General features: G+C 46.5%; 8 protein-coding genes. 2 read left to right on the top strand and 6 right to left on the bottom strand.

Translation table 11 applies throughout. From position 1 onward, the window contains the following. The coding region (locus HY879_26240; GenBank protein ID MBI5606846.1) for an FkbM family methyltransferase at positions 1 to 5896 on the top strand (5896 nt) is incomplete at its 5' end. A gap of 103 nt (positions 5897 to 5999) precedes the next feature. Here HY879_26240 and flaF read toward each other — a convergent pair. From flaF to HY879_26220, 4 genes are all read right to left on the bottom strand, one after another. Then, the gene (flaF, locus tag HY879_26235) at positions 6000 to 6398 is read right to left on the bottom strand and encodes a flagellar biosynthesis regulator FlaF (protein MBI5606845.1); all 399 of its coding nucleotides are present in this window, start codon (positions 6396 to 6398) and stop codon (positions 6000 to 6002) included. After that, positions 6379 to 6777, bottom strand: a complete 399-nt coding sequence (locus HY879_26230; GenBank protein ID MBI5606844.1) for a flagellar biosynthesis repressor FlbT — start codon at positions 6775 to 6777, stop codon at positions 6379 to 6381. The genes flaF and HY879_26230 overlap by 20 nt, the downstream gene beginning before the upstream one ends. 10 nt (positions 6778 to 6787) lie before the next feature. Then, positions 6788 to 7018, bottom strand: a complete 231-nt coding sequence (locus HY879_26225; GenBank protein MBI5606843.1) for a hypothetical protein — start codon at positions 7016 to 7018, stop codon at positions 6788 to 6790. 70 nt (positions 7019 to 7088) lie between these two features. Beyond that, a complete protein-coding gene (locus tag HY879_26220) occupies positions 7089 to 8237 on the bottom strand; it encodes a hypothetical protein (GenBank protein MBI5606842.1) in 1149 nt (382 codons plus the stop codon). A gap of 394 nt (positions 8238 to 8631) precedes the next feature. On the opposite strand from HY879_26220, the gene mtgA reads away from it, so the two are divergent. Continuing rightward, complete coding sequence (mtgA, locus tag HY879_26215; protein MBI5606841.1) at positions 8632 to 9462, top strand: monofunctional biosynthetic peptidoglycan transglycosylase; 831 nt, start codon at positions 8632 to 8634, stop codon at positions 9460 to 9462. Between the two features lie 185 nt (positions 9463 to 9647). Here the strand turns inward: mtgA and ald are convergent, their stop codons facing one another. Continuing rightward, positions 9648 to 10754 carry an alanine dehydrogenase gene (gene ald, locus HY879_26210; GenBank protein ID MBI5606840.1) on the bottom strand — a complete coding sequence of 369 codons (1107 nt, stop codon included), beginning with the start codon at positions 10752 to 10754 and terminating at the stop codon, positions 9648 to 9650. A 152-nt stretch (positions 10755 to 10906) separates the two neighbouring features. Further along, positions 10907 to 13612 (bottom strand): UPF0182 family protein, encoded by a 2706-nt coding sequence (locus HY879_26205; GenBank protein MBI5606839.1) that lies wholly within the window; start codon positions 13610 to 13612, stop codon positions 10907 to 10909. Positions 13613 to 13706: the final 94 nt, after the last annotated feature.

Genomic DNA, 13706 nt, shown 5'->3' with positions numbered 1-13706 from the left:
CGTTCAAGCAACTGCGGCCGCCGATATCTTTGCCGATATTCTGGAACTGGATTTCCCAGATCATACGGTCGATGAAATTCGTCTCCATCATGTTTTTGAACATTTTGATCGGTCAAGGGCGCTGGCCCTTTTGATACGGTGGCACTCCTGGTTGAAAGTCAAGGGTAAACTTCATATAGAAACACCGGACATCATCGGATCGGCTCGCACACTTCTTTCTGAAATGTCTTATAAGACCAAACAAGCGGTATTGCGCCATGCCTTTGGTTCCCATGAGGCTTACTGGGCGTATCATTTGGATGGTTGGTACAAAGAAAAGTTTGAACACATTCTTTCAAAACTCGGATTTACTGTCCAATGTCAGAATGTGCAATGGAAAGGAGACCCTTGGCTTTCAAATGTCCATGCCATCGCTTTAAAAAAGGGCCATATTTCTCAAAATGATCTGTTGAAATGCGCTGATGAGATACTTTTGGATTCAATGGTGGCCGATGTCCCCGGTGAACGGTCCATGCATAATGTGTGGTGTCGGATGATCCGGGATGAACTCCAAAAAAATCGCAAGGATTCTGAATTCCCACCATTTCCCCAGGTCGATTTAAGCGGACTAACGATTCATACGGATTCTCCCCAGTTCGACCAACACGGATACGACGATATTGAATTTTCTCGAAATGGAGAATTAAACGTTCTAAAAGAAATCGTAAAACAGGATGGAATCATTTTTGATGTAGGAGCCAATAAAGGTCATTGGAGTAAGCTGGCCCTGGGATTGAACCCCAGGGCCAGAATAATTGCCTTCGAACCAGTTCCCGAAACGTTTGTTGTTCTTCAGGAAAATCTGACCGCTCCTAATGTGAGGCTCCATAATCTGGCCGTGTCGGGCGATAATCAAGATAAGACTTTTTACCATTGGGACGATAGTTTTGAAACCGGGGAATTAAGCTCCCTTTACCGACGCCTTGAGATTGAGAAAAAAATGAATGCCTCTGTTAAACCGATTAAGGTAAAAAGCAGATGCCTCGATACCTTTTGCTTTGAACACGAAATTCAAAAAATCGATTTCTTAAAAATTGATACGGAAGGGGCGGAATTGGATGTCCTGCGTGGAGCCACCAATCTTCTGGAATTAAAACATATTCGGGTGCTGCAATTTGAATACGGCGGAACCTACCTTGATGCCCATATAACTTTGAGGCAGATTTATAATCTTTTACGGCACTATGGTTATACTATTTATCGTATCATTCCCGACGGGCTACTCTATATTCCCATTTGGCGGGACGTCCTTGAAAACTATCGTTATGCTAATTATCTGGCGGTTGCCTCCTCTGCAATTCCTTCCGCAGCCGAAGTTCGGCAGACGCATGTTAAAGAAGCTGAAATATCATCACCGGTCCAGACTGAGACAATGACGGCAGTGGTGTTCAGTAAAGACCGGGCCATGCAATTAGATGCTTCATTGCGTTCCCTTATTCAGCATTGTCGTGATCTACAAGACTTAAAGGTAAAAGTGATTTATAAAACTTCGAACGAACGAAATCATCAACAATATGAAAAATTGAAACGGACTTATCCGCCCATGGAATTTATTCCGGAGCGAGACTTTAAGACCGATTTTCTGAATGCCCTCTACCCATATCACTATGTGTTGTTTCTGGTGGACGACAATTTATTTATAAGGGACTTTCGTCTAACGGACCTGGTAGCCTATCTGGAGAAATATCAGCAGGCCATCGGTTTTTCCTTACGTCTTGGAAAAAATACGACCTTTTGTTATATGCAGAATAAGAATCAGAAATTGCCTGATTTTAATGCTGTCGGTAAAGGGGTATTGAAGTATAACTGGACGAAAGAAGAATTGGACTTCGGTTACCCACTGGAGGTCTCCAGTTCTCTCTATTCCATCGGGGACATCCTGCCTATTTTAAGGGAAGGTGATTTTAAAAATCCAAACACCCTCGAAGCCCTCCTTGACGCCGGTAAATCGTTTTTTAAAAATGCCGAAAATGAACTCCTTTGTTTCGAGACCAGTGCCGCCTTCTGCAATCCCGCAAATATGGTGCAAAATCTCTGGAACAACAAGGCGGGTCATAATAATCAGTATAGCCCGGATGCTCTGGCCGACTTGTTTGAAAAAGGGTACAGAATCGATCTTGAAAAATTTTCAGAATTTATTCCCAACTCCTGTCACCAGGAGGTGGAATTCCAATTTACTGAACCATCGGGTCAAACAATCCACCAATCCGGCGTTGCTTCCCTTGTTTCAATCATCATTTTGAGCTACAATGGTCTGGATCATATAAAGGCCTGTCTTGAATCGATAAGGAGAAACACCACCCAAACCTACGAGATTATCGTCGTCGATAATGCCAAGCAGGATGGATCCGTTGAGTATCTCAGAACGATCAAGGATATTGTGTTGATCGAAAACCCTGAAAATGTTGGTCCGGCCGTGTCCCGGGCTCAGGCCATGGCTGTAGCCAAGGGGAACTATATAGTCTTTCTGGACGATGACACACTGGTCCCGCAAGACTGGCTCTCAAAATTCATTTCCATTGTTGAGGAGCACCCTGAAATAGGGATGATCGGGCCGGTCTCCAATTATGCTTCCGGACTGCAAGTTGTGGAAAATGGTTCCTATGGGACAGTTGAAGAACTTGATAGGATAGCCCGGGAGCATTATCAGGCCCATCGCGGAAAATTTACCATAGTGCCCCGTTTAGTCAGTTTCTGTCTTTTTATCACCCGGTCGGTCGTTGAAAAAATCGGCACTTTTGATCATCGTTTCGGTCTGTTCGGTTTTGAGGACGACGACTATGCACTACGAGCCTTCCTTGCCGGACTCAATCCCACAATTGCTCATGAAATATTCATCCATCATACCGGAGGACCGCAGGGGCGGGGCAATGTAGTCTATAATGATCGGCTCCAAAAAGCCTGGACGATCTATAAGGAGAAATGGGGGATTAATCCCAAAATCGAATATGGCCAACCCTACGACAGCACGCCTATAATCTCTCAATCATTTGATAGAAATAAACATTTTGTACCGCTGCCCGACAAGCAAAAAATCAATGAACTGATTCATCAAAACCAAACAGGGTCTCCCGGTAAGGATTGTACTCCCGTTACTGAAACCACCTTAATTGCCTCCGGGCTGACTTCCATTATCCTACCGATCAACAGTTTCAATGGTAAGTTGCGACGTTGTCTTGAGTCAATCGAAACTCAGATCACAGAACCCCATGAGATCATCCTGGCGGAGCTTGGAGTCTTATCAAAACCGGCCTGGCTCAATCATTGTGTTAATAAAAATACTCCCTTAAAGAGGATCGGAGTTCCCAAAAATTCCAACTATGCCGAGCGGTTAAATAAAGCATTGGAAAAAATAACGGGACAATATGTTCTGATTTTAGATCCAAATAGCATTGTGCTTGAAGGCGCTTTCGGGAGAATGGTTGAATCTTTGAACCGAAATCCAAAGTTCGGGATAACCGTTCCCTTGTTCAATCAGGCCATCGGTTCCCAACAAATTCCCGGTGTTCAACACCTGTCTTTCAAAGACTATTCTGATTATGCCTCCACTTTCAGCAGGCGAAACCGCCATCGTTTCGCCATGACTTTTGAAATAGACCATTTATGCGTACTGATTAAAAGAGAGGTTATCGAGGCCGTTGGTCCTTTCAATCAAAAAATCCAACCCTCCTTTTTCGTACTCAACGATTATCGTCTAAGGGCACTCGTAATCGGTTATCAAACGATTATGGCTGCCGATACTTGTATGTACATAAATCAGGATGATCAAAGAAGGGTGGGTTCGGATAAGGTTTTTCATAATCAATGGGACATTTTTGATCCCCAGAGTGAAAAAGGGAAAAAAATATCTCCTTTTGTAGCCATAAAAAATGCCCGCGATGATTACAGCAAGGGACTCTTTGATAAGTCGGTCCAAGCCATTATAGAAGGGATAAAATACACCCCGGAAGATGAGGAACTCTATTATTGCCTGGCGGAAATCCTATTTCAGGAAAAATCATTTCAGGAAGTTATAGAGACCCTGCAGGCCATGCCGCAGGATGGAAAGGACAAGGCAAGGACGCTGGCGATTCTTGGGTACTCTAATTTTTATTTAGGGCATCTGGAGGAAGCCGAGGTTTTTGGGAATCGGGCCATTTCCCTTTTCGGGAATTCGAGTGAGGTTCTTAATCTCAAAGGATTAATAGCCCTTAAACGGGAAGACCGAATAGGGGCTGAGAAACTGTTTTATCAGGCTATTGAATTAAATCCCTGTGTCGCCGACCCTTATGTGAACTTAGGCGTAATGAAATGGCACAATAATGAAAAAGAAGAAGGGTTGGATTTTATTGAAAAAGGTTTTATTCTTTCTCCTAAAACCGGCGATTTCTCAGCTACCTACCAATCGGCAGTCACTTCCTTGAACCAATTTTCAAGAGCTGAAACAGTAGCCCGAGAAGCTTTGGGCCTTTTTCCGAACAATAAGATTCTTTCTTTTCTGCTCGTCGATATCCTTTTGCAGCAACAAAAAAATTCTGAGGCTATGAAAGAAATAGAAAAGGCCCTGTTAGCCTTTGGCATAAACGAGGATATCCTCTCGGCAGCCAAAACCGTGAGAGAAAAAATCGGTCCCCTTACTATCGATCAAAACAAGAAAGGAACCGGCACTTTGTCGATCTGCATGATCGTTAAAAACGAAGCGACCTATATGGCTCGTTGTCTGGCCAGCCTCAAACCGGTCGCCGATGAGATCATTGTAGTTGACACGGGATCAACCGATCAAACCAAGGAAATTGCTACGGCTTTCGGAGCCCAAGTCTTTGATTTTCCCTGGACCAATGATTTTTCCGAGGCCAGAAATATTTCTCTCGAAAAAGCGCAAGGGGACTGGATTTTGGTTCATGATGCCGATGAGGTTTTGTCACTCTTAGATTACGAAAAATTCAAACATCTTATACGGCAAAAACACTCCAAACCCATCGCCTATGACCTGATTACCCGGAACTACATCATGGAGCCGGCAATCGATGGCTGGACGGCCAATATCGGGGAATACCGGGAGGAAGAATCGGGGTCCGGATGGTTCCCCAGTAATAAAGTCAGACTCTTTAAGAATGACTCTCGTATCCGATTCTGCAATCCCGTTCATGAGATTCTGGAGATATCCATTAAACAGGCCGGAATAGATATAAAGCCTTGCAATATTCCCATTCATCATTATGGTAAACTCCCCACCAAGACCAATGAAAAAAAAGGGGACATTTACTACCTTTTAGGAAAACGTAAATTAGAACTCATGGGAGATATCCCTATCGCACACCGCGAGATGGCCATTCAGGCTGAGGAATTGGGTAAACACGAAGAAGCCATAACGCACTGGCAGGCCTATGCCCGGGCCATCCCTGACAATGCGCTGGCTCATTTCAATATGGCCAGCATCTATTTCGAAATGGGAGAATTTACCAGGGCGCTTGAAGTGGCCGAAAAGGCATTAGAAATCGATTCTCAGGCCAAGGAAACCATCCTTACCTATGCCACGGTCTCCCTTTGTGCCGGTGATCCAATCGAAGCTGAAAAAAAATTGGAAGGATTGCTGGAGAGGGTAAAGAATTACCCTCCGGCACAAGTGGCCTTAGCCGCCTCTTATTGCATCACCGGAAAGAAAGAAGAAGGAGTGACTTTAATGAAAAAAATGAAAAGAAAAGGATACAATTATGACCCGGCCATGGAATCATTATCTAAAAAATTGCTCTTGGCCGGCAGAACCGAATTAGCAATGAATTTACTGGAAAGTATGTTGGCGTGGGATGCTGAAAAGCAAAAGACCCTGGCACTTCTTGAAGAGTGCCGGACGGCTTCAGGGTGCTCTCCTGCCTAGCCTATCCTCCGGGTAAGGGATGGATATTACAAAATAGCTTTTCCTTTTTCAAGAAAAAGGAAATCCGTTAGTGCTGGAATACTTTCCAGTCGATGACTCTGGCTCACTTTCGCACCGGAGATAACGCCCCTGAGCCCCGAAGTCCGGCGGCGATATTATTATTGATATTGATGATGAGATCAAGCCTGTCAGGAGAAGAATCGTTGCCCATTACTTCGATAATCCGCTTATCTACCATCAGACTGAGCTTTAAAATATTTGCCCTTAATTCGATGGGCATGGGATGGTCTTCTTTGGCCAGCTCATCCTGAAATATGGTCCAAACTTTCTGGTTGAAGGTCAACGCCTCATCCCACCTCCGGAAATGACCTTCTTCGTTCCATTGTTCTTGACACAGTATTAAGAGACGGGCGGCTTTGGTAAGGACCGCTGCCTCCAAATTGCGACCAGATGTAGTTGTTTTCAGCGCTTCCTGGTAGGCTTTAAGCCCTAATGCTGGCATGTTTTGTAACCTCCTCTTCATAGCGGATTAATCTTTTGGCTAATTTAAGCGCCTGGTAGTAGGTACCATTCAAAATATGGTGGCTTATCTGTCCGAGCAATTCCGACGTACTTGGCGCTGCTTCAATGACATCCTTGATCAAGGCCCAGTAGGTTTCATGTTTCACGGCGAGATCTTTTTTGTCTACGTACATGAGCTGGATCATAAAGTAAATCCGTTTGCAAGGGGTTACGGCCTCTTTTTCACGGAGGATGTCTTTTTCGCGCAAAATAGGGACATTGTTTTCAATAATCAATTCGCACTTGCTGCTGCCGTTGATGATGACAGCACCATCCAAAATTAGACGTTCCTGGGGTTTTAAAATTATTTTCAGTGCCAAGGTGTCCTGCTTATTCTTTAAATATACTCCACGTATCTCCAATAGGGAAAAAGGGAGGATCTTTGAACTTGGTTAAATTCTTTGGCACTGCCTCTCCTTCCGTTTTCCCGGAAGGCTGAATTTTCATTTTTTCGGGAACAGGAGGCGGAGTTTTGGGAACAACCAGAGTTTTGGGAACAACCTTCATATCTATATTAGAGATCGGGTTCGGGTTTATACTGCCTATTTTTTCTATAGCCATATTCTTACCTCCTGCTTAAAAGGCAGGTGGAGGAGGGCCAAGCCCTCCTCCTTATCTGCCCTAATACTACCTACTGAAACAATCTCAATACCGACTGGGCGGCCTGGGCCGACATACTCAAGGCAGACGTACTGAGGGATTGTCTGGTCTGGAGCATCAGCATACTGGCGCCTTCTTCGTTGGCGTCAGCCAAGGTTAGTTTGTCGGCACCGGTTTGAAGGGTTTGAGCAATGTTGGAAATCCACTCATCCCGTGTATTTACGGTAGCGAGGTTAGTCGCAAAGCTTGAAGCATTGGTCCTTAAAGTAGATATAGCGGTATCAATTTTATCAATAGAGGTTTGAAGCGTTGATTCGCTGGTCGTCGTCAAGGAGGCATCCAAGGCCAAACCACTCCGGCTGCCGTCGAAGGATGAAACCGTCAAGGTGTGGCTATTGCCGAAACGGACAGTCATATCGTAGGTCCCGCCGGAAGCGCCTCCCAGAAGATTCTTGCCTTTGTAAAATGCATCCGACTTCAAATCATCAAGCTGGCTCATTAAGGTGCTGTACTGAGTTACCTTAGAAGTCAGATCCGAAGAGGCTTCCACAGCCGACTCTCCATAGGCCAGACTTAAAGCGGCGCTATATTCAATGTCGCCCGCAACCATGGTATTGGCCGCAGCGGTGACAGTAATTTTGCTGCCGCTTACAGTAGCCGACATGGCCCGGGTCTCTGTGGCCTGATTAATGGCGCTGGCCAGACCTACGGCCATAGAATCCGTTGTGGAGCCAATATTAAAATTGGTAGCCGCAGTAGCCCCTGAGGCCACTGCCGTAAAGGTGGTTCCACCAATATTGATGGTTGTACCGGCGGAAATTCCGGTGACTGTATTGATGGTCAAAACCTGACTGGAAGAACCGGTACCGGAAGTCAGAGCACCTTTGGCGTCCTCGGCAACAGCCTTGGCCGATTGAAGCAGTTTGGTGATGGAACTGATGGCGGTATCAGCCGCTTTAATGGTCTGAATCGCCTCGGAAATTCCATCCTTAAAGGCGAGCAGGTCGTTGGCCCTGTTGGTATGGGCCAGGGCGGTAAAATAGTTGGTCGGATTATCAAGGGCCGAATTGACTTTCTTCCCTGTGGCCAGCCGATTTTGGGTCGTTTCTTGTAAAACAGAGGTTTGTTGTAAGGCTAATAAGTTCTGCCTCATGCCGCTTGATAAAGATACATTTGCCATGGTATTTCTCCTTTTTCTAAGTTTTTTTCCGGCAATTCTTGCCGGGTTGTTGCCGGTAAACCGGCTGGTTACTGAAAGGCTGTTTTCGGTCTCTACTCCTTCTTTCCCTCCATTCCGACCGGATTTTTGCCTTTAGGTATCTTTTCGGATCGGGTTACGGAAAACTTTAGTTTTTTAACAATCGATGAGGATTTTTTGAAGCCTCCGATCCTGAATTCTCTTGTTTGGTTGATTTGAAGCCTCCTTAATGATAAAAAAAGGAATAGAGATCGCTATTGATGCAGTGGATTGCCGGGTAAGGATTGCTTCGATTAATTTTCAATGACTTAATAGGGGATTTTTTAAGGACCGTCATTATTCTTGGTAGTCAATATAGAGCAGGAAAGTGCAAGCCGTGTTTAAAAAATTAGTCATCGTCTTTTTTTTAGCCGTTATTCTGGTTATCGGTTTTTCCTTGATCTATCCTCCTGTTTCCAAGCTTAAAAAAGAAAACCCTAAGAAGACCTCTTTTATGCAGTTCCGGGAAAGAGAAGGGCAGGCCCAAGGGAAAAAGATTCGCCTGAAGCAGCAATGGGTCCCTCTTTCCCGAATATCACCCTACCTGATCAAGGCGGTGATCATCGCCGAAGATGACAAGTTCTGGAAACACGAAGGGTTTGATTTTGAGGCCATACAAAAGGCCATGGAAAAAGACCTGAAGGTTCGAAAATTCAAGGTCGGCGGAAGCACCATCAGCCAGCAACTGGCCAAAAATCTATATTTAAATCCTGATAAAAACCCTTTGCGCAAGTTCAAAGAGGCTATCTTGACCTGGCGGATCGAAAGAAATCTTTCCAAAAAAAGGATCATCGAATTATATTTAAATGTCGTGGAATGGGGGGAGGGGATCTTCGGCATCGAGGCCGCTTCCCGCCATTATTACGGAAAATCAGCCCAGGCCCTCGGGCCGGAAGAAGCGGCGCGCCTGGCCGTAGTCCTGCCCAACCCAAGAAAATTAAATCCGGTCGGAAATTCCCGGTATGTGGCCAAGCGGGCTGAAATCATATACAACATTATGGTCAGGCGGAGAATCGTTATTCCGGCCTTCGAAGAGGTCATGGCTCCGGAAGAAGCGGCGGCCAGAGCGGATTCAAAGGAAGTAAAAGGGGATCAAGCCCCGGCCTCTTTAAGCGTTGAGCAGTCAAAAAGGCCGGGAGAAGAAGAAAGGGATGAAGTGAAGAATTAGGACGTTGATTTTCGCCGATACCCGCAGGTTCAAGAAATAAGCTGAAAGCTCAAAGCGAAAACCCGCACTCTGCAACTTGCATCTTGAAACTTGAAACTTTTTTTCAAATTAAATCTTGGCAATCCGCACGATCGGCGAAAATCTGCCGATCCGAGTCGATCTAAGTCCCAAATGCAAATTTTTTCCTATCCATTCAGGGAAGACAGCGGCAACCCAAGATCCTTAGCCACATTTTCACAGATAACCTGCCCCAGGCAAACGTTCACCCCTTTAGCTAAGGCCGTATTTTCATTGGTTGCTTTGGGAAAACCTTTATTGGCCAATTCCAGGGCATAGGGCAGGGTGACATTGGTCAGGGCAAAGGTCGAGGTCCGAGCTACGGCGGCCGGCATATTGGTCACGCCATAGTGGATCACCCCATCCACTAAATAAATGGGGTTTTCGTGGGTTGTGGGACATGTCGTTTCGCAACAGCCTCCCTGGTCGACCGAGACGTCGACCACCACGGTGCCTTTTTTCATAGTACTGATCATTTGCCGGGATACCAACTTGGGTGTTTTGGCGCCAGGAATCAATACCGCTCCAATTAATAAATGGGCGTCTCTAACCGATTCGGTTATGTTGTAATAATTGGACATAAGGGTATTGATACGGGTTCCGAAGATATCATCCAGATAGGTGAGTCGGTGCGGGTTATTGTCTAAAATGGTCACATAGGCTCCCAGGCCGATGGCGATCTTGGCTGCATTGGCTCCCACCGTGCCGGCTCCCAGGATGGTCACCTTTCCCCGAGCCACCCCGGGGACTCCGCCCAAGAGGACCCCCCGTCCCCCGAATTCCTTTTCAAGATAGTGGGCGCCTACTTGGACGGCCATACGGCCGGCCACCACACTCATGGGGGTGAGCAGGGGCAGGGAGCCGTCGACAAGTTGAATGGTTTCATAAGCCACCCCAATGATTTTTCTGTCCAAAAGGGCCTGGGTCAGTTCCGGGGCCGGGGCCAGGTGCAGGTAGGCAAAAAGGATCTGACCTTCCCGAAGCAGAGGGAATTCAGCGGCCAAGGGTTCCTTGACCTTAATGATCATCTCCGACTGTTGATAGATTTCGACCGCTGAAGGGAGGATCCGCGCCCCGGCTTGAATGAATTCATCATCCGAAATCCCGCTTCCTACCCCGGCCCCGGATTGGATATAAATCGTATGTCCAAATCGGACCATGGCCCGGACCCCGGCCGGGACCAAGCCGACCCGATACTCGTGATTCTTGATTTCCGTGGGAACGCCGATGATCATAGGGTCTCCTCAGGTTTTTAAATTAGGACGCAGATTTTCGCTGATATCCGCAGATAACTAATACTCTAATACTACAGCGTATTTTTTGCTAAATGCGTCTCCATAAAGGAGGCTGTAGTACTAAATTGCAAATTCCAAAAATGTCGCGATCCTTATTTCTTCCCTTCCTTAATCTGCTTCAGAACTTGCTCCAAATCTTTTAAAGCCTGGCCGTAGGCCGCCCAGTTTTCCTGCTTTAAGGCATTACGGGCCTTTTGATAGTTCTGCCAGGCCAGATCTCCCAGGGATTGGGTGGGTTGGGCTTTCCCGGCCGGCGCTGGAACCGGCTGGTCGGATGGTTCATCCCGGGTCTTTTTTATCTCCTGTCCAAAAATCCGGTTCAGGGATTTTTCCAGGGTCTCCTCCATGGCGATCTGGTTTTCATAGGCTACGATGACCCGTTTCAGTTCCGGGATCTGTCCGCTCTCGGCCTTGATATATAAGGGCTGGACGTAAATCAGAGAGCCCTCGATGGGGATGACCAGAAGGGTCCCCAAAGTCACTTTGGAACCCCGTTGATCCCACAAAGAGAGCTGCCGGGAAATTTCCGGATCCTGATTGATGCGGGATTCTCTCTGTTTGGGCCCATAAACCAGCCGCTGTTTAGGAAAACGATAGACCACAAATTTGCCGTAATCCGGGAAATCACATTTGACCGCCATCCAGGCCGCCAGGTTGTCTTTTTTCTGGGGCGTAAAGGGGATCATGAGAAGAAATTCTTCTTTCTTTTCCCCCGGGAGACGCATGATTGTATAGTAAGGTTCCATATCCTTCTTGGCTGATTGCAGATTTCCCGGGATTTCCCAGAGATCTTCCCGATTATAAAAGGTCTGGGGATTCATCATGTGATAGGTAGCGTAGATGGAAGCCTGAATATTAAAAAGATAGTGGGGATAACGTAAATGGGTTTTCAGATCCGGATCCATGGCGGTCAGCGGTTTAAGAAGATTCGGGAAAATACGGCCGTAAGCCTGGGCCAGAGGATCTTTTTCGTCCTTAATATACAGTTGGACCGAGCCTTCATAGGCATCGACCACTGCCACTACGGAATTGCGGATATAATTCCCCAGTTTTTTTATAGGACGGGAATAAGGGAAATAAGAGGACTGGGTATAGGCATCCAGAATCCAATAAAGCCGGCCGCCGGAAATCACCATATAGGGATCCCGGTCAACCATGAGAAATGGGGCCAGTTTTTGAACCCGGGTTCGAATCGACCGATCAAAGAGGATGCGGCTTTGCGGGGTGATATCCGAGGAAAGCAGGATTTTCATAGCCCCGAAACGGATGGACCACAAGGCCTTACTAATGGCCCCCCCGATGGGGATCCCGCCTTTCCCCTGATAACTGGCAAAGACATTTTGTTCCCCGGAGGGATAATTAAATTCTTTTTGACGTGTATTGACAACGATATATTCGTTTTCAATTTCTCCGAAATAGATCTCCGACTGGGTTACCTTGAGGTTGCTCTTGGAAACCGGGGGGATATCCTGGATGAGCAGGGCCGGCAGCCCCTCGGGGGTTACCTGATTGACCACCCCGAGGGTCAGGCCATAGCCATGGGTATAAATCAAATGTTCATTAATCCAACCTTTGCTGGGCAGATCCACATAGGAAAGCTCGCGGGGAGAAAGGAGGACCTGTCGATATTCGTTGTTCAGGAAATAACGGTCATTATCCACTGAATGAAATTTATAATAGGTCCGGATCTCCTGGATCTGGCTGAAGGTTTCGAGTAAAGGGTGGTGGTCCCAGAGGCGTATATTTTTTACGGTCAGGTTGTTGGCATTTATCAAAGCCGGAGTCAGGGTGCTTTCGGCCGCCAGGGGGCGTTCTTCCACCTGGCTGAGGCCGTATCCCTGGAGGGTCCCCTGGATATACCGGGAAAGATAGGGCGATTCCATTTGTATTTCGTTGGGCGTAACGATAAAACGCTGGATAAACCCAGGCAGCAAGTAAATTCCGATGAAATAAGCGCCTATAAATAAGACCAGGATCCCATAAATCCAACGCCCCCTAGGCTTGAAAGACTGAACCAGAAAAAGCAGACCGGTCAAAAGGGAGATGAATATCATCAGACCCAGGATCGGGATGAGATATTTTTGATCCACATAGCCGGGACCAAAGACCACCCCCCGGCCGGCAAAAAGGAGATCAAATCGGGAGAGGAAAAAATAGTAGGCCAGATATAAAAAAAGGACTCCAAAGACGGCGAAAAGATACTTTTTTACCCAGGGTTTCAGGGTTACTCCCCGGGGACTGAGCTGGAATTGGAACCTGAAAACAATTATGGCCAGGCCGGATAGAAGGGATAAAAACCACAACCCCCCGAACCAACTGCTCAGATATTGTAAAAAAGGGAGTTTAAACAAATAAAAAGAAAGGTCACGGTTGAAAACAGGGTCCGATTGTCCGATGGGAATGGCATTGAGAAAGAGTTGGAAGGATTCCCATTGTCCGCCGGCCCCCAGACCGAGGAAGATCCCGATCAGGATGGCCACCGGCTTTAAGAAGGCGATCAGACGCCCTTCCAGCCAGGACGGCAGGTTTAATGGAAAGGTTTCCGTATTAACCGGATAGGGGGTATGAGCCATTCGAAAGACCAGACGGCCGTTTAAATAAAAAAGGATGGCGGAAAGAAGACCGATGCTGATTCCCAACCGGAATTTATAATTGATGAGTCCCAGGAAGACCGAGGTAAATCCCAGTGATTTGAACCAGAGCCATTCGGTGTAGAACCCCAGGAGACTGGACCCGATCACGAAAAGGACTAATAAAAACAGTCCAATAGTCAAGAGAGGTCGTTTTAAAAGGGCCATCTTTCCTCCATATTTTTTTATGTTAAAATCAAGCCGTCAGACTAATAACTTACTGAATAAACCAACGATTGTCAATCTATTCCGAATTGGTATA

It is taken from the genome of Deltaproteobacteria bacterium, assembly GCA_016219225.1.
Classification (GTDB): domain Bacteria; phylum Desulfobacterota; class RBG-13-43-22; order RBG-13-43-22; family RBG-13-43-22; genus RBG-13-43-22.
The sequence above is the reverse complement of the archived record's forward strand: the minus strand, read 5'-3'. Positions and strand labels throughout refer to the sequence as shown.

Bases quoted from the DNA above. Each gene is read 5' to 3' on its own strand.
- HY879_26220 (MBI5606842.1), bottom strand. From the start codon at position 8,237: ATGGCAAATGTATCTTTATCAAGCGGCATGAGGCAGAACTTATTAGCC.
- flaF (MBI5606845.1), bottom strand. From the start codon at position 6,398: ATGCCAGCATTAGGGCTTAAAGCCTACCAGGAAGCGCTGAAAACAACT.
- HY879_26205 (MBI5606839.1), bottom strand. From the start codon at position 13,612: ATGGCCCTTTTAAAACGACCTCTCTTGACTATTGGACTGTTTTTATTA.
- ald (MBI5606840.1), bottom strand. From the start codon at position 10,754: ATGATCATCGGCGTTCCCACGGAAATCAAGAATCACGAGTATCGGGTC.
- HY879_26225 (MBI5606843.1), bottom strand. From the start codon at position 7,018: ATGGCTATAGAAAAAATAGGCAGTATAAACCCGAACCCGATCTCTAAT.